Source organism: Pedobacter sp. BG31 (assembly GCF_042464845.1).
Lineage (GTDB): Bacteria > Bacteroidota > Bacteroidia > Sphingobacteriales > Sphingobacteriaceae > Pedobacter > Pedobacter suwonensis.
The window spans coordinates 87,320-114,118 of sequence record NZ_JBHNZK010000010.1; the positions used below are offsets into that span (position 1 = coordinate 87,320).

Genomic DNA, 26,799 nt, shown 5'->3' on the forward strand with positions numbered 1-26,799 from the left:
AAAATTTGATTAGTGCAGCGCCGGGCTACAATCTCATCAACCAAATATCAGGCCAATTGAAAGTCATAAGACTCATTAACAATCACTAAGGAAAATCTAAAAAGAGAAAAATAAATGTTTATATATACTGAAGATGGTTTTAAACTAATCATACAGGTTAATATGATTGCTTATTTTTTTTTACCAACACCCAATGCTAATATGCAGTTTTGCCAGTATAAGTATACAAGATGATACAGTTTATGCTTAGGCTAGCATTAATGGAAATAAACCATTCAAAAGCATCGTTATTGCAAGAAGGCTTGTTCATGCGATAGCCTTTTCCGATTTTCAGGAAAGCAATCTTTATAATAAGGATCAAAGCGTGGATGGATTGCTTCGTCGTTCCTCCTTATAATGACGACTTTTTTAAAGGGATGCTGTGAATGCCAGTTTGTTTCAGAATTTATCGGCGATTAAGACGCTGTCCTATAGTAGCTAAAAGACAATTAAAACGCTGTAGCTACCTTTAAAATGAGTTCGAGAGCTAAAGGATTCTCAAGCGGGACACTAATCCTCTTGTTCTTTTTTATTGATCAGAAAATAAACAGGAACTCCCAGCAAAACAATTATAAGTCCTGGCCAGGTATATTGTTGTTTGTAAATTAAAAGCAGGATGCAAAATGCTGCGCCGATTAAGAGGTAAATAATTGGCGTGACTGGATATAACCAGGTTTTGTAAGGTCTTTCGATTCCAGGTTTTTTTATCCTTAAGTAAATGACACCGAAAACGGTGATCATGTAAAAAAGCACGATAACAAAAGAAATCATATCTAATAGATTGCCGTACTGGCCGCTTAAGCATAAAACTGCCGCCCAAATGCCTTGCATCCATAACGACCTTTCTGGAACACCATTTTTATTGTTTTTAAGTGCTGCCTTAAAAAACATACCGTCTTGTGCCATGGTCTGAAACACCCGTGCTCCCGCCAATACGATTCCGTTAACACAACCGAAAGTAGAAATCATCACCAGCAACGCAATAATTATTGTACCTGCACCACTACCAAAAATCTGCTCTGAAGCGGCAACCGCAACCCGATCATTAAGGGCGAAAGCAATACTATCTCTGTTTAAGGTATTGAGGTAAATAAAATTAACCAGTATATAAAGAATCATTACCGCAGATGTTCCCAAAACCATTGAACGAACCACATTTTTTTTAGGGTTTTCGATTTCTCCGGAAACAAAAGTTACGTTCTCCCAGGCCACACTCGAAAATACCGAGCCTACCATCGCTGCTGCAATGCCACCTATTATGGTCATTCCTGAAATGGATTCCCATCCCGATTTCAGGAAATTACCGCCTGGATCTGTTTCCAGGTTATTGAAAGCATTCCATCCAAAGCTCATATTTCCAGACCAAAAACTATTTTTCACCAAAAGAAAACCTAAAATAATCAGGCCGATTAAAGCAACAATTTTCGAACCTGTGAAAATATTCTGCAGTATCTTGCCACCCTCAACACCTTTTGTATTGATATAAGTTAACAGCAGGATCACACCGATGGCCAAGATCTGGATCCAGGTAATTTTATAACTCCCGGCTTGGAAAATCGGATCAGCATCGTTTAAAGCGGGAATCAGGTAGGCTGTAAATTTACCAAAAGCTACCGCCACTGCGGCAATTGTACCCGTTTGGATTACGGTAAAAAGACCCCAACCATAAAGGAACCCCATCATTTTACCAAAAATCTCTTTCAGGTAAGTGTATTGTCCGCCTGCTTTAGGAAACATAGAAGAAAGCTCTCCATAAGAAATTGCGGCTGCAACTGTCATTATTCCTGTTATGATCCATACCACAATTAACCAATAACCAGAGCCCAAATTTCTCATGATATCAGCACTTACAATAAAGATACCGCTACCAATCATCGAGCCCATTACCAGCATTGTGGCATCAAAAAGGCTTAACTTTCTTTTAGCGGATCCACCTTCTTTTTCCATTTTCATCTTTTAGTTTGGTTTAGTCGGTGGCTAATTTATTTAAAAAAAAGAAATTAGGCGCGCTTCGCCTGTATTATTTTAATTGAACAAAATTTTATTTACGCGGGCCATGAAAATTTTAATCACTAGAAGAATATTTTATTAACTTGCTATAAATAAGCCAGAAGTATTTAGTTCTAAGTCTGAAGAAATTAACGGATTAGCCATGTGTGGATTTTAGAGCGGGTGCCTATTCTAAATAAAACAGCTTAAACATTTAACAGATTCAAACAGTTGATCAATAAGTAAACACTAACCAAATATAAAAACCAGTTATTAACTATGAACTTTTTACAAAACAATTTAATTTACTGTATTCCGGCGCTAGGCCTTGTTGGCATTATAGTTATGATGATTAAAAGTGCCTGGGTAAACAGGCAGGATGCGGGTGACAAGAACATGCAGGAACTTGCGGGCCACATAGCCGATGGTGCCATGGCATTTTTAAAAGCTGAATGGAAGGTATTGAGTATTTTTGCTGTTTTTACGGCCGCGCTCCTGGCTTATTCGGGAACAATTACCGAGATTAAAGGCATCCCGATGCATTCGAGCTGGATTATCTCTATCTCTTTTATTATTGGAGCAGTATTTTCTGCCACAGCAGGTTATATCGGTATGAAATCGGCTACCAAAGCCAATGTAAGAACCACACAGGCGGCCCGGACGAGTTTAAAAAAAGCCCTGAAAGTCTCATTTACCGGAGGTACAGTAATGGGATTGGGCGTTGCCGGCTTGGCAGTTTTAGGCTTAGGCGGCTTATTCATTGCATTTCTTAAGCATTTTAATGTGGTTTCGGTTAACAGTACCGAAATGAAAACTGCGATAGAGGTTTTAACAGGATTTTCTTTAGGCGCCGAATCCATTGCGCTGTTTGCACGTGTCGGCGGTGGTATCTATACCAAAGCTGCCGATGTTGGTGCCGATTTAGTAGGTAAGGTGGAGGCTGGTATCCCTGAAGATGATGTGCGCAACCCCGCTACCATTGCCGATAACGTGGGCGATAACGTCGGTGATGTTGCCGGTATGGGGGCAGATTTATTCGGCTCATACGTAGCCACCATTTTAGCTACCATGGTTTTGGGCCAGGAAATTAATGTAACCGATAATTTTGGTGGGATGTCTCCTATTCTGTTACCGATGGTGATTTGTGGGCTGGGCATTATATTTTCAATCATTGGAACCTGGTTCGTCACTATTAAGGATGAAAAATCAAATGTTCAGCATGCATTGAATCTGGGTAACTGGTCATCGATTGTCATCACTGCTATAGCTTCATTCTTTATCGTGAAATGGATGTTGCCTGAAACGCTTAATCTGCGTGGATACGAATTCTCAAGCATCAATGTTTTTTATGCCATTATAGTAGGCTTAGTAGTCGGAACGATTATGAGTGTTGTGACCGAATATTTTACGGCGATGGGCAAAGGGCCTGTAAACTCGATTATTCAACAATCGTCTACGGGACATGCTACCAATATTATTGCAGGTTTATCTGTTGGAATGAAATCTACTGTAATTCCTATTCTGGTGCTGGCCGGAGGAATTATGGCTTCGTATCATTTTGCAGGTTTATATGGCGTTGCAATTGCTGCAGCCGGAATGATGGCCACTACAGCTATGCAATTGGCTATTGATGCTTTCGGGCCAATTGCGGATAATGCAGGCGGTATAGCAGAAATGAGTCAATTACCTCCTGAGGTACGCGAACGTACTGATAATTTAGATGCTGTAGGTAATACCACCGCAGCAACAGGTAAAGGTTTTGCCATTGCTTCGGCTGCACTTACCTCATTAGCTTTATTCGCTGCCTTTGTTGGTATTGCCGGCATAACTGCGATCGATATTTATAAAGCACCTGTGCTGGCAGGTTTATTTGTTGGGGGAATGATTCCTTTCATTTTTTCTGCTTTGTGTATCCAGGCAGTTGGTAAAGCCGCAATGGATATGGTGCAGGAAGTACGCCGCCAGTTTCGTGAAATACCTGGCATTATGGAATACAAAGCCAAACCTGAATATGAAAAATGTGTGGCCATTTCTACCAAAGCCTCTATCCGCGAGATGATGATGCCTGGGGCTATTGCTTTGATTACCCCGGTGATTGTAGGCTTTACCTTTGGACCTGAAGTTTTAGGCGGTTTATTGGCCGGCGTTACCGTTACGGGCGTATTAATGGGCATTTTCCAGAGTAATGCCGGTGGCGCCTGGGATAATGCCAAAAAATCTTTCGAACAGGGGGTGATGATTAATGGCGAAATGCACTACAAAAAATCAGAACCGCACAAAGCATCGGTAACAGGAGATACGGTTGGTGACCCTTTTAAAGATACTTCCGGCCCTTCAATGAATATTCTGATTAAATTAATGTCTATTGTTTCACTGGTTATCGCTCCTTACATCGCAGTTAAGGCAATTGAAGGCGAACACAAACAGGAAGTTCGGAAAGAAATCAGGATTGAACAAAAAACCGATGCTTTGGGAAACATAAAAACAGACACTTTGATAAATACAACCGATACATTAAGCCGTTAGTTGTAAAATCATAGATATAAAGACTCATAAAAGGGATTTTAACAGAATCCCTTTTTGTTTTTGGTAATTTTTATTTAGGTTTACTGCTTATTATCATAAAAATCAACAAACATAAAAGACTAAACAACTTATGAATCTAAAAAAGCCTATTGATGTGCTTATAGCAGAATCTGCTGAAAGCGGTGAAGGCACGTTGAAACGGACACTGAGCAGTACAAGCCTTGTCGCGTTGGGCATTGGGGCTATTATTGGCGCAGGTTTATTTTCGTTAACGGGTATTGCTGCTGCCGATCATGCCGGACCTGCTGTAACTCTATCATTTGTATTAGCGGCAGTTGGCTGTGCTTTTGCCGGATTATGTTATGCCGAATTTGCATCAATGATTCCGGTAGCAGGAAGTGCATATACCTATTCTTATGCTACCATGGGCGAATTTATGGCATGGGTTATCGGCTGGGATTTGGTTCTCGAATATGCTTTAGGTGCTGCAACCGTCGGCGTTTCATGGTCTGGATACTTTAATAAATTATTGCACGAGTTCGGACTCGAAATGCCCCTCTACCTAACTAAATCATTTGCAGAGGTAGATGGAGGAGGAATCAACCTTCCTGCTGTAGTAATTGTTTCCTTACTCTCTTTAATGTTAATCCGCGGTACCAAAGAATCAGCGAGTCTTAATAACATTTTAGTAATTGTGAAAGTAGCAGTAGTGATCATTTTCATTGCACTGGGATGGAAATTCATCAACCCTGCTAACCACACGCCTTATATTCCTGAAAACACAGGTGTTAAAGGAGAGTTTGGTATCTCAGGTATAGCAGCCGGTGCAGCGTTGGTGTTCTTCGCATTTATCGGTTTTGACGCCGTTTCTACAGCTGCGCAGGAAGCTAAAAATCCTCAAAAAGGCATGCCAATTGGTATATTAGGATCACTTGTGGTTTGTACCATATTATATGTATTGTTTGCGCACGTAATGACAGGATTAGTACCTTACACCGTTTTTAAAGGTGATGCCTCTCCTGCTGCTACAGCTTTTAAAGTAACCGGTTACAGCTGGTTGCAAATGGGTCTAATCATTGCCATTTTAGCAGGTTATACTTCAGTAATATTAGTGATGTTAATGGGCCAGTCAAGGGTATTCTATACCATGTCCAAAGACGGGTTATTACCAAAATTCTTCAGCACTATCCACTCTAAATTCAGAACACCTTTCAAAACCAATATCTTCTTTATGCTTTTTGTAAGCATCTTTGCAGGTTTTGTTCCGGTTACCGATTTAGGCCACATGGTTTCTATCGGCACCTTGTTTGCATTCTCTTTAGTTTGTATTGGTGTAATGTTATTACGCAAAACAGATCCTGACCGGCCACGTCCTTTCAAAACGCCATTAGTGCCTTTCGTGCCAATTATGGGCATCATTGTTTGCGTTTATTTAATGTCATCACTTCCGTTAGAAGCGTGGATCAGGTTAGCAATCTGGATGGGATTAGGTATAGCGATTTATTTCTTATATGGTAAAAAGAACTCGGTTCTTAGAAACAGCGGTAATACGGTTAAACCAGTTGATCCTCCAAAACCAGAATTATAAAAAAACTATCTTTTTTAATTAAAGCCCCGATCAAAAGTCGGGGCTTTTTTGTGTTAAATAATTGTTAATAAAGTTACCTTTGCAAAAAAATTAACAAAATGTACCGCCATCCTGCTAAACTTAAAATCACTTATTTCTTTTTAACTGCTGTTTTATTATTCATTTCAACATTGGTGCGTGCCCAACGGACGATTAATGACGTAATGGATTCTACAACAGTAAATCATTTACTCATCATATCAAAGAAATACGGCTCACTATCATTTAGTGGATATTTGCAGCCACAATTTCAGGTTGCGCAATCAAATGGGGCCCAGGCAGAATACCAGGGAGGGAATTTTGGCGAATTCACCAATAACAGGTTCAGATTGAGAAGGGGCCGATTACGGGCTGATTACATGATGTTGACAGAAGATGGTAGCCCATCTACCTATTTTGTACTCCAGTTTGATGGTACCGAGCAGGGTGTAGCCATCCGCGATTTCTGGGGCCGTTATTACGAAAACAAATGGAAAATATTAGCGGTAACGCTTGGCCTCTCAGGCCGCCCCTTCGGGAACGAGCTGCAGCTGTCTTCATCTGTCAGGGAAGCACCGGAGCGCGGACGGATGTCGCAGATTTTAATGAAAACGGAACGTGACCTGGGTGTTACGTTTACGCTAAATCCACGATGGAAAGATGCAACACTTAAAAATCTGGTGTTTGATTTCGGTATTTATAATGGTCAGGGCCTGGCTGGTCCGGGTGAGTTTGACAATAGCAAAGATTTCATCTTCAGGTTAAGCCATAAAACTTATGCATTTAATCAGTTTACCATTGCAGGTGGCATCAGTACATTGCAAGGCGGCTTAAACCATCGTTTACCTGTTAGCTATAAAATGAACAGGATCAACGATCAATGGAGAATGGAAAAGGATTCTATTGCTTCAACAGTTAATAAAGTAGCACCCAGAAGATATTATGGTGCAGATATCCAGTTGGCCACAAAAACCAAAAGCTGGAAATCAGAACTTAGGGCAGAAGTAATTTCGGGCTTACAAACCGGCACTTCCACTACCTCGGCCACACCAGGTACCTATCCTGTTGATAATAAATCGGTAGCCTTGCCTTATTACACCAGAACTTTTAATGGTGCTTACCTCACGTTTGTACAAACTTTAAATAGTACAGATAACCAGCTCATTCTAAAATACGACTGGTATGACCCAAATGCTAAAGTTAAAGGCATGGACATTTCGGCCGATAAAGGACTATCGCCTGCTGACGTTCGTTTTGACACTTTTGGTTTTGGCTTTTTACATCATTTTAACCCACACTTTAAAGCAGTATTGTATTACGATATCGTCAGAAATGAATCCACCCAGCTTTCGGGCTACACTGCTGATAGAAAAGATAACGTGCTTACCCTGCGTACGCAATTCTATTTCTAATAAATCACCTTACCTTTGAGGAATTGATACAAATTCCAATACCTTTGCTTAAAATTGCGCTGCTATGAAATCTGATTTTATGACATTCAACTTAAGCCAGATCCTATCAACAACGATGGTGTTGTTTGCGATTATTGATATCTTAGGTGCGATACCGGTGGTGATCGAACTCCGTAGAAAGGCTGGTCATATCGAATCAGAAAAGGCTTCGCTGGTAGCAACAGGTTTAATGATCCTATTTTTGTTTGTTGGCGAATCGCTCTTAAAAGTAATCGGTTTGGATGTTGAATCTTTTGCTATTGCCGGCTCTTTCGTTATCTTCTTCATCGCCATGGAAATGGTGTTGGGTTTAACTATTTTTAAGGAAGAAGCACCTGAAACAGTTTCCATAGTACCATTGGCTTTTCCTTTGATTGCCGGGGCAGGAACGATGACCACTTTACTTTCGCTAAAAACAGAATACCATACCCAGAATATTTTAGTAGGCATTATACTCAATATGTTGTTTGTTTACTTTGTATTGAAAAATACCAACAGACTGGAAAAACTTTTCGGTAAATCTGGTCTGAATATTTTACGTAAAGCCTTTGGGGTGATTTTGCTGGCCATTGCCATTAAATTATTCAGGAATAATACGGGGCTTTAGCAGGTCCGGTTAGATCGTCATTTCGACTGAAGCCTGCCAATTCTTCATTGGTAGCGAAATGGAGAAATCTTTTAATTGTAAGTTTAAAGATTTCTCCCCGCCTGTACGGGCAGGCACTACGGTTGAAATGACGATTACTCTATTAAATGACAATTCCCGCACCAATCTGTAACAATAATTCCGTATATTCATCTAAACATAAAGCTTACACAATGAACAGCTTTGAAGAATATACCCTAATTATCGGAGCAATAGCCGTTTTAATCGAAGCGGTGAAGTACGTCAAAAGGAATTTTGCATCCTGGTTTGAGCACACTTAAATTATCGTCCTCTCGACTGAAGCACAGCGAAACGGAGAGATCTAACCCGAGATAGATTTAGCTTAGCTGAGCGCTTCGTGGTTCTCGAATGCGTTGCACTCCGCTCGAAAGGATGGAGAGAACGATAAGCATCCCAATCTTACAATCCAAAGCCCTGTTATTCATTTTGCTTAATCAACCTGGCTACAAACATCGTATCAGCGTTATTTTCAAAGCCTTTTATCAATTCCATTTCTTCCAGTTCCAACGGCAATGTATCAATCATATGCTGTACAACAGCCTCATTTTCGGCTGCAAACGCCGAACAGGTAATGTAAATTAAAGGTTTTCCTGGTTTAAGGTATTTTACTACGTTTTGGGCAATCCCCTTTTGTATCGATGCGAACTGATCAATCTTACGTTCTTCGAAAAAAGTGAGCATCTCAGGTGTTCTTCCCCATGTTCCTGAACCTGTACAAGGCGCATCCAAAATAATTCCATCAAACTGGTAATGGTGTAAAACCTGATCATTGTTCTTTAAAAGATCAAGCTCTTTTTTATGGTATTTTTTAATTCCTGCCGAGCGGAAACGTTCATCCAGATTTAAGAGCACGCTCTCCCGCAAATCTGAAACCAAAAGTTCAATTACCGGTTCCAAACTGTGCAGCAATAGCGTTTTTCCGCCAGAAGCTGCACAACAATCCCACCATTTATCCCATTTATTAGGCTTAAAATATAAACCTGTGTGTTGTGATGATAAATCCTGAACCTGATAAGTCCCTTCCTTTAAAATGGTTTCAAGCTTGGTTCCATTGGGCAAAGCCAGGGCAGTATCCGTAATTACTTTAACAGCTATATTTTCAGCTTCCAGTTTGGAAATCACTGTTGCTGAATCTTCAGCCTTTACCCTGATAAACAGATCAGGTTGTTTAAAAAACGATGCAAAAAATTTATTTTTATTAATGCCAGTAGAAAGTGCCGTATGAAAAGGATAAATCTGTTCGACATCAAAGCCTGCATATTTAGCTTTAATCAGTGCTAATTTTTCTTCCAATGGCAAATTCATACTTTCCTTTAAATCGGGCAGGTTCTTTTCTACCAACAGGCTTAACGTATCGTGACATAAAAAATCTGCAATACTTAACCGTTCTTCAGCAGGTAATGACGGTAAAGCCTTACCGAGTCTAAAAAAACTGTAGATATATCTTGTTGCCCACCTCCTGTCTGACGAACCCATCTGCTTGTGCTGTTTAAAATAAACAGGCAGAAAGCGATGTAAAGGTAAATTTCCATCATAACTGCTCAAAATTTGTTCAAAGGCCCTTAACTGGTGATCTGCTCTCATGCGATAATTAAAAAGAAAAATTATTGATTACTCAACCGGGCTTAAGGCAAAGTTTTTATACTTCAATAACATTAAACTGGTATTAATGTAGCCTGATTTTTCATCACGAATAAATGAAAAGTTATTATGCAAGCCTTTGTATTTATCTTTCACGATATAATCCCGATAATCTTCACCATGGGTTGCCAGTAACCTGCCAAAATAATAACCAACATCGAAACCTTTAAAAGCATATTCCCCAGGCTCAAAACCATATTTATAGCGATACTTTTTGATAAAGGTAATTACATTGCCGTTTTTATAGTCGATTTTATAAGATGAGCTGATAATGGTGTTCAAATCCTGTAATTTATCAGCCGGATAATTCTGTTTTACCCAGTTAGGGTGACCAAAAAGCGAGATATTATATCCTCCGGTCCGGAGATGTTTTAGTTTGTATAGTTTTTCTACAGTTGGTAATACAAAAGCGCGGTCGGAAGAAGTCAGCACTACGGCATATTGTTTACCTTTGATCATCCTTGTTTCAAAAGCATAGGCTGATGCATATTCCTGTATAACAAATTTGCTATTGGCTTGAAGATAACTTCTTATCGGTGCTGCGAAAGCCTCGTCTTCTGTTTTTTTTGTGTTGATAAACACCACTATCGTATTAGCAGGATTGTAATTTTTAGCAATAAAAGTGGCTATCTTTTTTCCATGTAATCCAATATTGTTTACAATGGATACCAAATTGGGATTATTGAATTCAGTAGGTTCTGATGCCGCTAATGGAGATACAATAATTGCATTATTTTCTTTGGAATAAGCAGAGATAAATTTTAATCCTTCCGGAAAAACAGGGCCAATAATTAAGTTGCTTTGTTTAAAGCGTTCATTCTTATATAAAAGTGATATATGCGCATTATCATCTTCTGTATCAAAGACATTTAGTTTAAAGTTTAAACCCTGTGCTGCGACAGAATCCAATCCCAGTTTAAAGCCCTGATAGAAATCGATAGGCATCGCATATTTTTCGATCTCAGCCTTTGTAGCAGTTTTTAAATTAAGCTGGTCGAGCTTAAATGGAACCAGCAGAGAAACGCTTGCCTGCGAAAACTTCTTGATAGGTTTTTTATCTGTAGGTTTTTCTTTTTCGACCGGTTTACTGGTTTCAGGCTTAGGAGTCCTTATTTTAGGCGAGCAAGCACCCAAGACTATCGTAAACAAAACCAGCAACCCATAAACTTTCTTCAAATTCATACCTATCTTTTTTAACAAAATATGCTAGCAAAGTTTATTCCACCTTGCTAGCATAAGCCTATTATTTATATTGTTTGGAATAAAAACTCCAAACTAAAAACTAACAACTCCAAACTGGACTATTCCCATTCAATGGTTGCCGGTGGTTTAGAGCTGATATCGTACACTACCCTATTGATTCCCTTAACTTTATTAATAATTTCGTTTGATATTTTAGCCAATACCGGGTAAGGCAGGTGACACCAATCTGCAGTCATGCCATCAAGCGATTCTACAGCCCGTAAAGCAATTACATTTTCGTAGGTACGCTCGTCGCCCATTACCCCTACTGATCTTACAGGTAGAAATATAGCGCCAGCCTGCCACACTTTATCGTACAAACCCGCTTCTTTCAGATTATCAATATAAATTTTATCAGCATCCTGTAAAATGGCCACTTTCTCAGGAGTAACCTCTCCAATAATACGGATACCTAAACCTGGTCCCGGAAACGGGTGCCGACCTAAAATAAACGATTCTAAACCTAATGCCGTGCCTACTCTTCTCACTTCATCTTTAAACAGCGTTTTAAGTGGCTCTACCACTTTAAGCTTCATAAAATCTGGCAAACCACCAACATTATGGTGTGATTTAATGGTAGCTGATGGACCCTTTACCGATACTGATTCGATAATATCCGGATAGATAGTTCCCTGAGCAAGCCATTTTACATCCTGGATCAGATGAGATTCTTCATCGAAAACTTCGATAAATACACGGCCAATGATTTTACGCTTAGTTTCAGGATCTTCTACGCCGGCCAACTGACCTAAAAATTTGTCTTTCGCATCAACGCCTTTAATATTTAAGCCAAAATCTTTATACTGTTCCAGAACACTTTCGTATTCGTTTTTTCGCAATAAGCCGTTATCAACAAAGATACAGTGAAGGTTTGTACCAATAGCTTTGTGCAAAAGTACCGCAGCAACACTGCTATCCACACCTCCTGAAAGTGCCAGAACAACTTTATCATCACCTACAGTGGCTTTAATATCTGCAATAGTCGTTTCAACAAAAGCAGCCGAAGTCCAATCCTGGCTACATCCGCAGATATCAACCAGGAAGTTTTCTAAAAGTATTTTTCCATCAATACTATGCGTTACTTCAGGGTGAAACTGGATGGCATAAGTATCGGAATCTTTAATGTGGTAGGCGGCAACCCTTACGCTATCGGTACTCGCAATCAGCTCAAAGTTTTCAGGAATATCGGTAATGGTATCACCATGGCTCATCCAAACCTGCGAACCGATATTGATCCCTTTAAATAATTTGTTTTCCTGATTTACAAAATTCAGGTTAGCCCGGCCATATTCGCGCGTTGATGAAGGCTGAACGCTACCTCCTGAATGTTGGGCAATATATTGTGCGCCGTAACAAACAGCCAGTAAAGGATATTTTAAATGGTACTTTGATAAATCAATCTGAGGTGCATCTTCCTGGCGAACAGAGTAAGGGCTACCCGAAAAGATAACACCTTTTACATCAGGCGTAACCTCAGGAAGATTGTTATATGGATATATTTCACAGTAAATATTTAGTTCGCGAACCCTGCGGGCGATGAGTTGTGTAAATTGCGAACCAAAATCGACGATAATGATTTTTTCTTGCATCCGCAAAGGTACCAATTAGATACGAGATTTGAGAGGGGAGATTAGAGATTTTTGAAGGAAAAAGTTTGGCGCTTAGCGCATAGTGTTTGGCGTTAATTAATCTTTTTAAAAAAATTAACAGAACAAAAACCAAGTAGAAAATTACCAGATAATCTTTAAACCTGCTGATTGGTATTTATTCATATTTTCATCTTTGCTGATTAAAGTAATATCATTCTGAATGGCCTGCCATATTAACATCCTGTCAAATGGATCTTTATGCCAGATGGCATTTAATTTATAATGATTTGCTGCCAACTCTGGTGAAACCGGCATTAAGTCAAAGCCCAAATCTTTTGCTTGGCTCAACAATTCATTAGGCTCTAAACCTATAAGATTAAGTTTACCAAGTGCATATTTTAAAGATATTTCCCAAAGGCTGATGGCGCTTACAAGAATTGTATTTTCATTATTTTCAATAATAGATATTGCTTCGTTTGAAAGTCTTTTTGTATCAATTATTGCCCATAAAAACACATGAGTATCTAACAAATAAATCATAACCCTAAAAGTTCTTCATCTGTCATGGCAAAATCGTCATTGAAAATCACCTGAGCTTTTCCTTCTAAAGGGCCTAATTTTCTTTTACCTTTATTTTTGCCAGATTCCGGAAGAAAATAACCAATAACTTCTTTCTTTCTACCATAAGTTACGGCAATACCAATACCTGCCTTAACATCTTCAAGTACTTCAGAAAAGTGAGCTTTAAATTGCCCAACAGACATTGTTTTCATAACTATTTTTTGCTATCAAATATAAACAATACTTGTCAAGTTGTCAAGATAAATATTAGCAGTAAACTTCTACAATTAAAAACGATTAACTTTAGCTCTCCATTAGAATTACATCCACCCCAAATTTCCTCAAAAAGTCAACCCCCTCATCACTGGGCAAACCCTTGTAAGCAGCGTAAGATTTTGAATAATATACCAGTTTGATGCCTGACGATAAAATAAGACGGGCACAGGCAATACAAGGTGATAAAGTGGTATAAAGTGTACAACCTTCTATCTTTGCTCCATTTTTCGAGGCATACAGAATAGCATTTTCTTCTGCATGTAAGGCTAATGAACAGCTTCCTTTACTATCCCGTGCGCATCCATGCTCCGGCCATTCCTCATCGCAATTATGTGTACCGGCCGGCGGACCATTGTAACCGATCGAAATAATGCGGGTATCTTTGGTTAAAACGGCACCAACATGCGCACGCACACAGTGTGAGCGGGCAGCCAAATCGGTTGCCAGGTTCATAAATATGGAGTCGAAACTTGGTTTATCTGTCATGTGCTAAAATAAAAAAGCCACAAAGAACTTAATCTTTGTGGCTGCTAAAATACTGGAATAAAAATTAATGTCCGCCAGAAATTTTCTGATCGAAATTAATTCCCTGCGATCTTAATATGGAAGCTACCCTCCAGGCGTAAAATGCCAGGTAAGCGAAGCAAATAATACCCACAATATAACTGTATTGAATGCCGGTGAATTCAGATACCAAACCTTGCAACCAGCTGATGATACCACCGCCCATAATCATCATAATTAGGAAACTACTTCCCTGACTGGTATGTTTACCTAAACCACTAACGGCTAAAGTAAAGATACATGGCCATAAGGTACTGCAGAACAAACCAACACTGGTAATGGCATATACACTCGTCATGCCGGTAGTAAACATACCAATTAATAAAGCGGTAATGCCAATAGCAGAAAAAATCAATAACATTCTGGCCGGATTACCTTTGCTGGCCATATCGGCTAAGATTAGCACCAAAATAATTGCTGCATAAATATAAAAAGGTGCCAGATCGTGTTTTGCAATTGCATTTACAACCAGAAAAATACCAAAGGCTAAATAAGGTGCAATAAAGCGTAATACTTTTTGTGTGCTTACATTATCGGTAAAAGCTTCAACGGCACCTGTCCAACGGCCGATCATCATACTTGCCCAGTATAATGAAATATAAGGTGCAATATCTTTGATTTCAAAGCCTAAGTCTTTCTCCATGTAAGCCGGCAGGTTACTCGCTGTTGAAACCTCAACACCTACATAAACGAAAATGGCGATCATACCTAAAACCAGTTGCGGGTAATTCAAGGCTGATCCCTTAATCGATTTAGTGTCATCTGCCGAAGCTTCAACCAAAGCAGGTCGATCAGGCAACGATGACATTTTTAAGAAAATGGCAACGGCAATAAAAGCCACCCCTAATATTAAATAAGGAATTTTAACGCTTTCTACGCTAATGTTGGTATTGGCATTCGCCGCCGAACCGAAAATGGCAAAACTTACAATAAGCGGCCCAATGGTTGTACCGAAGTTATTGATACCACCCGCAAGTGTTAAACGTTGTGAACCTGTTTTAATCGGTCCTAAAGCAATGGCCAACGGATTGGCAACAGTTTGCTGTAAAGAAAAACCCAAGGCTACGATGAACAAACCGGAAAGCATTAATGGGAAAGAATGTAAATTGGCTGCCGGATAAAAAAGTAAGGTTCCTGCTGCCGAGATAACTAAACCAAGAGCTAATGAATTTTTATAACCAAGCTTATTTACAATATCTTTTCCCATAATAACTGAAATGAGGTTATAAATTAACGCCCCCACCGTATATGCGATGTAAAATGCCAGTGAAACCAATTGACTTTCGGCCTGCGATAAATCAAATGCCTTTTTAAATACCGGAATGAGAATGTCATTACTGGCGGCTACAAAGCCCCAAAAGAAGAATACAGTGACCAGTGGAATAAACTGCGCCCACTTGGTTTGCGTTTGTTCTGAATTCATATTATAAATCTAGTTTTAGTGGGGCTAAACATAAATAAAAAAAACTAATAACCAGTATTTTTTATGCAACCTATGCAACAAAAATAAATGTTACATCTTTAGGTATAAAATTGCATATTCGCATATCATAAACAATACAATGCATGTTTGAAGCCATATTACTAGGTATAGGAGCAGGGATTATTTCATCGTTTTTAACAGGGCCGGTATTTTTTGCAATGATTAAAACCAGCATCGAACGGGGTTTCAAGGCTGGTTTCTCTTTAGCCATTGGCGTAATTATAAGTGATATTATTCTGATTGGACTGGTTCTTTTTGGTAGCCAGTTTTTTAATTATAAAGCAGAATTTGATAAATACGTAGGCAGTATTGGCGGTGTGTTTCTACTGGCAGTGGGGATTTATTACCTGGTTTCAAAAATTACTGTGCATTACGATAGCAATACACTCCAAAAAGTAAGCAAAAGAGGTTACGTGCTCAAAGGTTTTTTAATGTGTATCCTCACTCCTTCTACCCTCATGTTCTGGATTATTGTGAGCGGAATTATCTCTGTTAAGCTCAACAATATGCTTAACGAAAAACTGGTCTGCTTTTTTATTGCCATGGCCACACAACTTGGCATTGATGGCGCCAAAAGTTATTACTCTAGCAAACTGCGTTATAAAATAAAAGAAGATGCGCTTAAAAAGCTGAATAAAATTGCCGGTGTAATAATCATCTTTTTCGCCTTCTGGCTCATTATTAAAACTTACCTGAAGTTTTACGCGTAAAACTTAACCTTCTGGCAAATTAATACCCACCAGTGTCCTAAACACTTTAATGACTAGCAGCTTTTTTTTGGAAAGCAATGCCAGTGCTGCCATTAAGGTCCGTCCTGCCAATACTGCAAGTCCTCACCCGGTGAAAAACCGGGTTCCGGGCTTTCCGCGTATGTCAGGTTTAGATGGGAAAAGTCAGTAACATCAAGCAGACAATACTTTCATAACCAACTTACAATCAATAATTAAATGTTTCTTAGCAATCAATATTTGTTTTTGCACGCCGTAGCCGTGTCCTCACGAACGGCAGCAAATAAACAAAAATAGCCCATATCAGCGATATGAGCCATTTTATCTTATTTCTTACGGGAAATTTTGAAGCTACTAATAAGCCCTTTGGTTATTTCCTTCTTTCCAGTTCACAAAAGCTTTATTAACTACCTTGTTTCCTCCCGGCGTAGGGTAGTTTCCAGAGAAATACCAGTCGCCTTTATTTTTCGGACAAGCTTCGTGCAGGTTCTCTAAACTTTGGTAAATTACTTCAACTTCTGCCACAGTACCTTTAGGGGTAATGATCTGTGCAATCTTGGCCGAAATTTCTTCCGGTGTAAACGGCTTGTATATATCTTTAACGTGATTTACAATTTCCTCTTTAGGCAACAATAACGAAGCTTTACATTTGGCGTAAACATCTTCTATTACCTGCCACATGCCGCGCTCAGTTAACAATTGAATAGCTGCATCAAAAGCTACAAACTGTCCCATCCGGCTCATATCTATACCATAACAATCAGGATAACGAATTTGAGGTGCAGAAGAAACAATAATAATTTTTTTAGGATGTAAACGGTCTACAATTTTAATGATACTCTGTTTTAAGGTAGTACCACGTACAATCGAATCGTCCAATGCTACCAAAGTATCCTGATGATTGTTGATAATACCATATGTAGTGTCATAAACGTGTGCCACCATTTCGCTTCTATCTGCATCCTGCGTAATAAACGTACGCAATTTCACATCTTTAACCGCTAGTTTCTCCACCCTAGGCGCCATCGATAATAACTCGTCAAGCTGCTCGTCGTTTAGCTGCTCTTTTTTATGCAAAAGGGTGTCTTTCTGGTGCCTGCGTACATATTGCTGAACACCATCAACCATTCCGAAAAATGCAACTTCTGCTGTATTTGGAATAAACGAGAATACCGTATTCTTTAGATCGTAATTAACGGCCTGAAGAATTTTATCGCTCAATAAACGCCCCAGCTGTTTACGTTCACGGTAAATCTCCACGTCACTTCCTTTTGAGAAATAGATGCGCTCGAATGAGCAAGATAGTCTTTCAGTAGGCTCGCGGAACTGCTCCATGCTTACCTCGCCGTTTTTCTTGATAATTAAAGCATGACCTGGATCGATCTCTTTTACATCTTTAAACTGAATATTAAATGCGGTTTGTAAAGCAGGTCTTTCAGAAGCCGCTACCACAATCTCATCGTCGTAATAATAATATGCCGGACGGATACCTGCCGGATCGCGCATGATAAACGAATCACCATTACCGACCATACCACAGATCGAATAACCTCCATCCCAGGTTTTGGCCGAGCGGCGAAGGATATTGGCAATATCCAGGTTATCAGATATTTTGTGTGTAATGGCAACGTTATCGTGTCCTTCTTTTTTGTAATGATCAAAAAGCTCCTGGTTTTCATCATCCAAAAAGTGACCGATTTTTTCAAGTACGGTTACGGTATCTGCTTTTTCTTTTGGATGCTGCCCCAATTCGTACAACTGTTCCAATAACTCATCCACATTGGTCATGTTAAAGTTACCGGCAATAACCAGGTTGCGGGTCATCCAGTTGTTTTGCCTTAAAAAAGGATGGCAATTTTCGATGCTGTTTTTACCATGTGTACCATAACGCAAATGGCCCAATAAAACTTCGCCAATAAAACTGACATTGTTTTTGAGCCATTCTGTATCCTGCATTAATTCAGGGGTGTTTTCCTGGATATCAACAAATTTGTTCTGCACATATTCGAAGATATCGGCCACTGCATTTGAAGCCATGCTTCGATATCGGCTAATATACCTGCTGCCTGGTTTCATATCCAGTTTAATGGTGGCAATACCTGCGCCGTCCTGGCCCCGGTTATGCTGTTTTTCCATTAAAAGGTATAATTTATTAAGGCCGTAAAGTGCTGTACCGTACTTTTGCTGGTAGTAAGAAAGTGGTTTTAACAGGCGAATAAAAGCGATTCCGCATTCGTGTTTTATCTGATCACTCATGATATGGATTTGAAGGCGCAAAGTTATCCTTTTAAATATTCAGAACCTAAACAAAAGTGTTTTCTTTTGTGATGATGAGTTTTATCTGACAGATGAAACAAATAGACTGCCATTGCATTTCCCAAGTTAAAAATCTGTATGATTAATTAGAATAATTCTAAATAACTTGCAAAAACAAGTTGAAATTAACATTTTTGCAGCATTATTAAGATTTAGTCTAAATTGAAACAATTTTACACATCATTATTATTATTCTTTATTTGTTCGTCGGTGCTGGCGCAGGTAAGAAATGGGGTAATTGGCACTGTAGTCGATCCGCAGAACAAGCCTTTGGAACTTGTTAACATTAAAATTTTAGAAACCAATCAATATGCAATTACAGACAAAAATGGTTTGTTCAGGATTAACGGCTCTGAAACGAATAATATCCTAACCCTCGAATTTTCCCATATCGGCTATCAGAAGTTAAGCTTACCCGTAACCGTTAAAGCAGGAGAAACCAATCTTGGAAACATCCGGTTAAAGATTTTAGATCTCAGTTTGGAGAACATTGAAATTAACGCTAAGCGGAATTATTCTGGTCAAACCAACTCTTCGCTGATGATTACCAGGGATTTAATTGAACAAACTCCGGCATTGAGCGTAAACGATCTCTTGAATCAGATTCCGAACAGAAAAATCCAGCCGCCTTCTCTTCAAAATGTACAAAACATTAATTTAAGGGCTGCTTATGCACCTACTACTGATGGGAAAGGCGCTTTCGAACTAAATAATGCATTTGGAATTGCTATAGTTATGGATGGGAATACCATTAGTAACAATGCAAACATGCAAAGCTTTAATGCTGGCAGGGCCGGTGGCGTAGGCTCATCATTTGTAAAAAGTGGAAGTTACGGAATCAGGGGGACTGGGAATGATAAAACAGGTTATACTGGTGACTATACTTTTGGAGGTATCGATTTAAGGCAAATTCCAGCTGATAATATTGAAAGCATAGAGGTAATACCTGGGGTGGCACCCGCAAAATATGGTGATTTAACCGATGGAGCAATTATTATTGAACGACAAGCGGGTAAATCTCCAGCCTATGTCAGAATGCAGTTACGCGATAATGCCACGTCATATGGTTTCTCCAAAGGCGTTGAAATCAGTCCAAGATACGGCGCTGTAAATGTGGGCATTAATTATGTTAATTCGTTCGAGGATAACCGCGATAAATTAAAGGCTTACCGAAGAATCAATACAAACGCGATGTGGACTAATTCCTTTGGCAATACCAGGCAATTAAAAAACACCTTCAGCATAGATTATGGCAGAAACCTTGATGGCATAAAATTCGACCCGGATGACGAAAAAAGTACCCGAACAAAATTCGACAGCTGGAATTTTAGTGTTGCAAACAGAAGCAACTATCGTTTTAATAACGGTTTCCTAAAAAATATTGGTCTAAATTTAAGATATGCAGAAGGACATCAGGTTAGTTATAAGGAAGAGTTAGTTAATGATGCATATGTATTATACAGTACGGCAACAACTACCGGAATACACGAAGGATATTACGATTCAGGTATCTACACGGCAAAATCATTAATAGATGGTCGTCCGATAAATGCAGCCGCTAATTTAGATTTTACCGGAGGGTTTGCAACAGGAAGTCTTGTGCATAACCTATCTTTCGGCACTAGTTTTAGCTACAGTGCAAACAAGGGATTGGGCCAGACCATTGATCCGAACGAGCCACGGGGTACCACAAGAGTTGCAAACACATCGCTGGGCACAAAAAGCTCAGAACGTTATTATGACTTCAGACTGGCCCTGGCACAAAAAGACCTTGGCTTTTATATTGAGGATCTCTTTACAGCGACAATACTAGGCAAGCCATTAAATGTAAGAGCAGGTATGAGAACTGATATACAAAATGGCTATACCTCTTTTTCTCCAAGAACAAACATCAATTACGAGGTTAATAAGAACTTAAGATTTGGTGTTGCCTATGGTTTATCCTATAAATCGCCGGGCTTAGCACAGCGTTTTCCCGGACCAACCTTTTTTGAAATACCTTTACTAAACGCATATAATGGAAAGGTAAATGAAAGTACCTATTTGGTTTATGTAGAACGTTACGAACCTACAAGTGTGGGATTAAAGCCGTCAAAAAGCGAGAGTATAGAGCTTTCAGCCCAATTAAAAATGAATAATTTCAGTCTTTCACTGACAGCCTTCAACAAAAAATCGAGAGACGGAATATCTACTGTCCAAAATTTACAGAGCATTTTCCTTCCTGGTTATACTGCAACCTTAAATGCGGGTGCAAAGCCAACAATTAATCAAACAGGAACAAAAGCTTACGCAATTAATTATTCAACATTTAAAAACGATCTTTTATCTGATAATCAGGGATTTGAAGCCATTTTAAATACACCAGAGATCAGGGAGATTAAAACCTCTTTTAATATTAGCGGCGGACTTTTCAAAACTAAATCGCGTTCGGTTCATAATTTATTAAGCAGTGAAATCCCCAACACAATTACAACAGATCCGAACTATGCTTATATCGGCGTTTATGAGCCAAAAAATACCAGAGCTTATTTCAGCAACGGTAGAATTACCAGCTTAACCCATATACCCAAATTAAGCCTCGTGGTTTCATTTATTGCCGAATTCCAATTACTGGATAAAGTTATCAATACCGAAAGTTCAAGAATCCCATTAGGTTATTACACCAGTACCAATAAGTATATAGGCATTACAAATTTCGATAAGAATAACCCTTCTTATGGCCATTTGTATAAAACGCCAGAGCAACAGGCCGAAGCCAATCTTCCCCGTATATTCTCTAACTACCACATGAGCATTGCAAAAGAGATTAAGAAACGTTTCAAATTCGCATTTAACGTTTATAATGTGTTCAATTATCAGCCATATTATGTTACTCCTTCGGGAACATACAACTATCCAAACAGCAGCCCGACTTTTGGTGCTGAATTATCGATTAAACTATAGACGATGAAAAAAACTATATTCGCAATCGCTGTTATTGTATCTCTTTTCTCTGCCTGCAAAAAATACCAGGGCGATATACCAGAAATCCATCCGGTTCAGTTTAAGGTGATCACATCATACGCTTCAGATAACCTGGCAAAGGCTTTACCCTTAGGCAAAGTGAAGTTGACTTTCAAGAACAATAAAAATAACAAAGAAAATATTTATTCTACCCAAACTGATGGCACGTTTTCTTTAGATTCAATTTCACCGGGAAGCTATGATATTTCAGCCTCCATAGAAATTTCAGCTTCCGAATATTCTACTCTTACAGGAGAAACCGTATCTAAAAATGTGGTTTTTAATGCTTCAGAAAAAGCAAGGACTATTACCATTGAAAACGGTCAAAGTATTCATTTAAAACTTATCGCAGGCCCAACAGGCCCATGGGTAATCAAGCAAATCTATTTTGCAGGGTCTAATACCACAACCGGTGCTTCTTTTAGAGATCAATTTATTGAGATTTACAACAATTCTGATTCTGTATTATATGCTGATAGTTTGTATATCGGGGAAGCATTGGGCATCCAAAATTTCACTGCCGTAAATATTTACAGGCAACCGAACAGCCAGTATGACTGGAGTAAAGCGCAAGGTATGCCTACAAATATTGATGCCAATAATGATTATGTTTATACGAGAGCAGTATTGATGATACCTGGAACTGGAAAGCAATATCCGGTTCAACCGGGCAATAGTATTGTACTGGCACAAACTGCTGTAAACCACAAAGCACCTTTTACCGGTTCTGACGGAAAGGTAATTGCAGCGAGAGACCCCTCTTTAACAATCGATTTGAGTGGTGCAGATTTTGAAGCCTATTACGCCCCTTTCCTGCCCCGACCTCTCGCTTCCGATATAGATAATCCTTTAGTGCCCAATGTTGACGTTTTATCTTACAACGGAACTGATCTGATTTTAGAAACAAGTGGCAGAATGGGATACATCATATTTAAAAACCCTGGTACAACAGCTATTAAAGATTTACCAAAATACCCATATCCAACCATTGCTCCGCCAAGTGCTAGTGCTGACAGATATTATCAGATTCCCCGGTCCTTCATCATTGATGCTGTAGAGACGCAAACCAATGTAGCAACATCAAGAGTACCTAAAAAACTTATTGCAAGCCTTGATGCATTATATACCTACGTACCCAATGGGATATATTCTTCTCAATCTGTAATCAGAAAAACAGAAGCCATCGTGAATGGCAGGATCATTTTAAAAGACACCAATAACTCAGCAGAGGATTTTGACTTCCTTCCACTTGCTAATCCCAGGGGATTTAAATAATTATTACATGGGTCAAAATAGCCGCAACATAAAAATGAAGCATAACAATATTTTATATATACTTTTAATTTTTGGCACTGTATTCACGGCATCAGCCCAAATTAACAATGCGCAGCATACCGCAACAGATGCCAAACGATTCTCTGCAGACTCAGTGAAATTTGGCGCCTATGATTTCGCAAAAATCAGCCCTTTTTTCATTAAAAAGCTAATGCCCATAACTTTTAATAGTTTAAAGCTTAACCAGGTTTTTGAAAAAGGTACTTTGATGAAAGCCCAGGATGCATCAAAGGTAAGTACCACTTCATTAAGCACGGAGGGAGTTTCACAACTTAATTCGATCACATTGTGGGGATTGTTCTCATACAACAGATCGGTAGAAGACAGTACATCGTTTTCTCATCAAACCCGGAATAATTTGGCAAACCCTTATTATTTTGGTTCAGTTAAAAATTTAAATTATCAACGAACAGTTTATAATCTGAAGGCTTCAGCAAGTAAAAATTTACTGAATGATCATTTAAACGTTGGCTTAGGAGCCGATTATAGGATAGGCAACCATTACTCTACGAATGATCCACGTGGCGAAATCAGCGACTACCAATTAAATTTACTCGCCTCAGTAGGTTATCATATTACAAAAGAACTAGCCCTGGGTACAGCTTACAGACATGGCTACGGATTGGAAAAGGTAAACGTTGCATATAAAAACAGTAGTCTTTCTCAAGGCAAAGTAATTCCTGAATTTACGAACTATTTAATAAACGGGTATGGTGAAGGCGAAGAGTATAATGAAAGAAGAACCGTTCAAAATAACCAGATAAGGAACGGCTTTGATGCTTATTTAAGCTTTGAAAATAAAAAGTTGGGAAGCTTTAATTTTATTTTCCAGACATCTAGGGAGAAACAAAAATTTGATTACAGAACTTCACTGGCGATTACTGAATATATCAACTTTAATCTGGTAAGTGAAAACTATCGTCTTTTTTGGTTAAAGAAAACAGCTTCAAGTGCATTAAGTATAAACATTAGTTATAAATCAAATACCGGCGATAATTACATGAATGTTTATTTAGCAAACAGTTACCTATTTAGGAACAAGTCATTGGGTACACAGGCTTACTACAGCATAAGAAATAACCAATTTACCCATAACTTTGGTTTGGGTCTGAAACAGTATGAAGAACGTAAACAAGATGGCATTGCCGGAAATGATATCAGATTTAACCAGCTAATCTACTCACTTAGTTATGGTGTAAACCATCAAAACAAAAACAACCACAACTGGGGCATCAGCTTAACCGGTTTATACAATCAGTACCTTAATTCTGATTTCAGTGTACTGCTGGCTAACGAAGGTGTTTTTACTAAGAATGTAATTTACTACGACTATGCCTATAATACGACCTCGAAATTTGGTGTTGGCTTATCAAGTGATTATAGTATCCCGATGTTCAAACAAATCCAGGCCGGAATTAAACTTGGACTTAGCTATTGGAGAAGAGACGAACTAAAAGATTTCGGTAGAATATTAACAAATACTCCCGGCAAAGACCGCCTTTCTTCCAACATCAGCTTAAACCTCTATTTTTAACCATGAGTAAAATCTTTACCATCCTTACCATAATCCTGAGTGGGTTGATCTTGTTTTCATTTCAATCGGCCAATTTTAATGATGACGATGAATTGAGTATTGATAGCCTGCGCAAAGTTTATTCAAAACCGACCAGCCAATGGCCCAAACCTACGGTAGATGCAGGCGCCGTTTTTCAGGAACTTGGTGAACTTCCTCCCTCGCCTGTCGATTTAAAAAATGATTCGGTGAAAAGTGTGGTGGAGTTAGGCAAAATTTTATTTTTCGATCCACGTTTATCAGGCTCAAACCAAATCTCCTGCTCGAGCTGCCATGCGCCAGATTTACACTGGACTGATGGCCGCCAGGTATCTATTGGACACGATCATCTGGCCAATATCCGCAATGCCCCGTCTTTAGAGAATGTTTGGTTTTACAAACGCCTGTTTTGGGATGGCCGTGCAAGCAACTTAGAAGAACAAGCTGGTAGTCCGGTAGCTGCACATAATGAAATGCACCAGGATATGAAAGCACTATCTAAAAAACTAAGTAAGATAAAAGGTTATCAACCTTATTTTAAATCTGCATTTGGTTCAAAAGAAATTACCAATAAACGTATCTTCGAGAGCCTGGCCACTTTTCAGCGTAGTATCGTAAGCCGCAGAACACCTTTCGACCGTTTTTTAGGAAAAGATAAAAAAGCGCTTACTGATCAGCAATTGGTGGGTTTACACCTGTTCCGTACTAAAGCACGTTGTATCAATTGCCATAATGGTCCCTTATTTACGGATAACGAATTTCATAATGACGGTTTAACTTATTATGGCCGTAAATACGAAGATTTAGGCTTATATAACGTAACTAAAAAACCGGAAGATGTGGGCAAATTTAAAACCCCGGGTTTAAGAAATGTAATGAAAACTGCCCCCTGGTTCCACAATGGCCTATTCCCTGATATGGATGGCGTAATGAACATGTACAATATGGGCATGCCTGTACAAAGGGTAAAGCCAGAACAGGTAAACGATCCGCTTTTGCCTAAAAACGATAAATTGTTAAAGGGCTTAAAACTGAGCAAAGCCGAGAAAGATGCTGTTGTTGCCTTTCTAAATGCCTTATCATCGCCAGCGGTATTGGTTAGGGTTGAGCAGTTACCGCAATAGTTAGTTTGGAGTTGGGAGTTTGGAGTTGGGAGCTTACAGTTGGCAGTTGACAGTCTCTTAACGACTTTGAACAGTTGAACATTAACTCTCGCCTTAGTTAGCATTTTAGCGTTTAGTATACCCAATAAACAACTCACCGATGAACTAATCACCCAATGGCCTGATGACAAATAACCAATGACTAATGACTAATGACCAATAAACCAATGACCAATGAACGACCTTACATCTTACCCGATTTCAATGCTTCGCCAAAAAAGATAGAGGCATGCTCATCGAATGCAACCGGATCGCCGCTGGTGTAAAAAGATCGCTCACCCCGTTTGCCCAGCTTTTGTTCAATTTCCGGATGCCTTGCCAAGTAATCTACCAAACTATTTGCTACAATATCACCTTGTGCCAAAATGTTGATGTAATCAGGAAATATGGTCTTTAACTTGGGTAATAATAAAGGGTAATGCGTACAGGCCAGCAATACACAATCGATATCGGCCGATTGTTTTAGCAGCTGACTACAGTATTCATTGATAAAGAAATCTGCCCCTGGCTCTAAATGCTCATTATTTTCGATCAATGGTACCCACATTGGGCAACTTTGCTGGTACACTTGTATATCGGGGTAAAATTTATTGATTTCCAAAAGGTAGGATTTCGAATTAACGGTTCCTCTGGTACCCATTACCCCTACTTGTTTGGTACTTGTGTACTGGTCGATTACTTCGGCTGTAGGCCGGATTACGCCGAGTACGCGCCGATCTGGATACTTAGCAGGTAAATCGCGCTGCTGAATGGTTCGAAGTGCCTTAGCTGAAGCAGTATTACAGGCGAGTATTACTAAATGGCAACCTTTGGCAAAGAGCCATTCTACACATTCTAGAGTGTATTTGTAAATGGTATCAAAAGCATGATCACCATAAGGCGAACGGGCATTATCACCTAAATAAATATAGTTGTAATCTGGTAACTGATCGGCAATAGAACGGAATACCGTTAAACCACCGTAACCTGAATCGAAAATACCTATTGGTGAAGAGTTTTGCATACGTGCTGTTGTAAAATTAGTTAAATGTTGGAGGAAGGTTGAAATGTTTTATTCAATAAAGTATC

20 protein-coding genes are annotated in these 26,799 nt (G+C 39.1%); 10 read left to right on the forward strand and 10 right to left on the reverse strand.

All coding sequences use genetic code 11. The features are described from left to right. Positions 1-549: 549 nt before the first annotated feature. A complete protein-coding gene (locus tag ACFE6N_RS13585; protein WP_378937285.1) occupies positions 550-1,992 on the reverse strand; it encodes an APC family permease in 1,443 nt (480 codons plus the stop codon). 315 nt (positions 1,993-2,307) lie between these two features. Here ACFE6N_RS13585 and ACFE6N_RS13590 point away from each other — a divergent pair, with 315 nt between their 5' ends. The 4 genes from ACFE6N_RS13590 (at position 2,308) to ACFE6N_RS13605 (ending at position 8,218) form a co-directional block, all read left to right on the forward strand. Beyond that, on the forward strand, positions 2,308-4,554 hold the full coding sequence (locus ACFE6N_RS13590; protein ID WP_378937288.1) for a sodium-translocating pyrophosphatase: 2,247 nt from the start codon (positions 2,308-2,310) through the stop codon (positions 4,552-4,554). Between the two features lie 130 nt (positions 4,555-4,684). Further along, complete coding sequence (locus ACFE6N_RS13595; RefSeq protein WP_090986039.1) at positions 4,685-6,142, forward strand: amino acid permease; 1,458 nt, start codon at positions 4,685-4,687, stop codon at positions 6,140-6,142. A 98-nt stretch (positions 6,143-6,240) separates the two neighbouring features. Then, the gene (locus tag ACFE6N_RS13600) at positions 6,241-7,572 is read left to right on the forward strand and encodes a porin (protein WP_378937290.1); all 1,332 of its coding nucleotides are present in this window, start codon (positions 6,241-6,243) and stop codon (positions 7,570-7,572) included. Between the two features lie 79 nt (positions 7,573-7,651). Continuing rightward, positions 7,652-8,218, forward strand: coding sequence for a MarC family protein (locus ACFE6N_RS13605; RefSeq protein ID WP_029274105.1), 567 nt, complete (start codon positions 7,652-7,654; stop codon positions 8,216-8,218). A gap of 477 nt (positions 8,219-8,695) precedes the next feature. Here ACFE6N_RS13605 and ACFE6N_RS13610 read toward each other — a convergent pair whose 3' ends face one another. The 7 genes from ACFE6N_RS13610 to ACFE6N_RS13640 form a co-directional block, all read right to left on the reverse strand. Beyond that, positions 8,696-9,862, reverse strand: a complete 1,167-nt coding sequence (locus tag ACFE6N_RS13610) for an RsmB/NOP family class I SAM-dependent RNA methyltransferase (RefSeq protein ID WP_378937292.1) — start codon at positions 9,860-9,862, stop codon at positions 8,696-8,698. A gap of 27 nt (positions 9,863-9,889) precedes the next feature. Then, positions 9,890-11,101: an ABC transporter substrate-binding protein gene (locus ACFE6N_RS13615; RefSeq protein WP_378937294.1), complete on the reverse strand. Its 1,212-nt coding sequence runs from the start codon at positions 11,099-11,101 to the stop codon at positions 9,890-9,892. A gap of 119 nt (positions 11,102-11,220) precedes the next feature. Continuing rightward, positions 11,221-12,750, reverse strand: a complete 1,530-nt coding sequence (gene guaA, locus ACFE6N_RS13620) for a glutamine-hydrolyzing GMP synthase (protein WP_145860314.1) — start codon at positions 12,748-12,750, stop codon at positions 11,221-11,223. Positions 12,751-12,891: 141 nt separating this feature from the next. Beyond that, complete coding sequence (locus tag ACFE6N_RS13625) at positions 12,892-13,290, reverse strand: type II toxin-antitoxin system VapC family toxin (RefSeq protein ID WP_378937299.1); 399 nt, start codon at positions 13,288-13,290, stop codon at positions 12,892-12,894. After that, positions 13,287-13,523: a type II toxin-antitoxin system Phd/YefM family antitoxin gene (locus tag ACFE6N_RS13630; RefSeq protein ID WP_378937301.1), complete on the reverse strand. Its 237-nt coding sequence runs from the start codon at positions 13,521-13,523 to the stop codon at positions 13,287-13,289. Before ACFE6N_RS13630 ends, ACFE6N_RS13625 begins: the two co-directional genes overlap by 4 nt. A gap of 91 nt (positions 13,524-13,614) precedes the next feature. Further along, positions 13,615-14,073 (reverse strand): deoxycytidylate deaminase, encoded by a 459-nt coding sequence (locus tag ACFE6N_RS13635; RefSeq protein WP_378937303.1) that lies wholly within the window; start codon positions 14,071-14,073, stop codon positions 13,615-13,617. 64 nt (positions 14,074-14,137) lie between these two features. Beyond that, the gene (locus tag ACFE6N_RS13640; protein WP_090986049.1) at positions 14,138-15,574 is read right to left on the reverse strand and encodes an MFS transporter; all 1,437 of its coding nucleotides are present in this window, start codon (positions 15,572-15,574) and stop codon (positions 14,138-14,140) included. A gap of 143 nt (positions 15,575-15,717) precedes the next feature. Here ACFE6N_RS13640 and ACFE6N_RS13645 point away from each other — a divergent pair, with 143 nt between their 5' ends. Next, the gene (locus ACFE6N_RS13645; RefSeq protein ID WP_378937305.1) at positions 15,718-16,344 is read left to right on the forward strand and encodes a LysE family translocator; all 627 of its coding nucleotides are present in this window, start codon (positions 15,718-15,720) and stop codon (positions 16,342-16,344) included. Positions 16,345-16,393: 49 nt separating this feature from the next. Beyond that, positions 16,394-16,534 carry a hypothetical protein gene (locus ACFE6N_RS13650; RefSeq protein ID WP_378937307.1) on the forward strand — a complete coding sequence of 47 codons (141 nt, stop codon included), beginning with the start codon at positions 16,394-16,396 and terminating at the stop codon, positions 16,532-16,534. 182 nt (positions 16,535-16,716) lie between these two features. On the opposite strand, the gene ACFE6N_RS13655 is transcribed toward ACFE6N_RS13650, so the two are convergent. Next, a complete protein-coding gene (locus tag ACFE6N_RS13655; RefSeq protein WP_378937309.1) occupies positions 16,717-18,618 on the reverse strand; it encodes an amidophosphoribosyltransferase in 1,902 nt (633 codons plus the stop codon). Positions 18,619-18,840: 222 nt separating this feature from the next. On the opposite strand from ACFE6N_RS13655, the gene ACFE6N_RS13660 reads away from it, so the two are divergent. From ACFE6N_RS13660 to ACFE6N_RS13675, 4 genes are read left to right on the forward strand one after another with little or no spacing between them, the layout of a single operon-like run. After that, on the forward strand, positions 18,841-21,621 hold the full coding sequence (locus tag ACFE6N_RS13660; RefSeq protein ID WP_378937311.1) for a TonB-dependent receptor domain-containing protein: 2,781 nt from the start codon (positions 18,841-18,843) through the stop codon (positions 21,619-21,621). A 3-nt stretch (positions 21,622-21,624) separates the two neighbouring features. Then, positions 21,625-22,956 (forward strand): DUF4876 domain-containing protein, encoded by a 1,332-nt coding sequence (locus ACFE6N_RS13665; RefSeq protein ID WP_378937313.1) that lies wholly within the window; start codon positions 21,625-21,627, stop codon positions 22,954-22,956. A 34-nt stretch (positions 22,957-22,990) separates the two neighbouring features. Further along, complete coding sequence (locus ACFE6N_RS13670; protein WP_378937315.1) at positions 22,991-24,550, forward strand: DUF6850 family outer membrane beta-barrel protein; 1,560 nt, start codon at positions 22,991-22,993, stop codon at positions 24,548-24,550. Between the two features lie 2 nt (positions 24,551-24,552). Continuing rightward, the gene (locus ACFE6N_RS13675; RefSeq protein WP_378937317.1) at positions 24,553-25,692 is read left to right on the forward strand and encodes a cytochrome-c peroxidase; all 1,140 of its coding nucleotides are present in this window, start codon (positions 24,553-24,555) and stop codon (positions 25,690-25,692) included. A gap of 223 nt (positions 25,693-25,915) precedes the next feature. Here ACFE6N_RS13675 and murI read toward each other — a convergent pair whose 3' ends face one another. Beyond that, complete coding sequence (murI, locus tag ACFE6N_RS13680) at positions 25,916-26,734, reverse strand: glutamate racemase (protein WP_378937319.1); 819 nt, start codon at positions 26,732-26,734, stop codon at positions 25,916-25,918. Between the last annotated feature and the right edge of the window lie 65 nt (positions 26,735-26,799).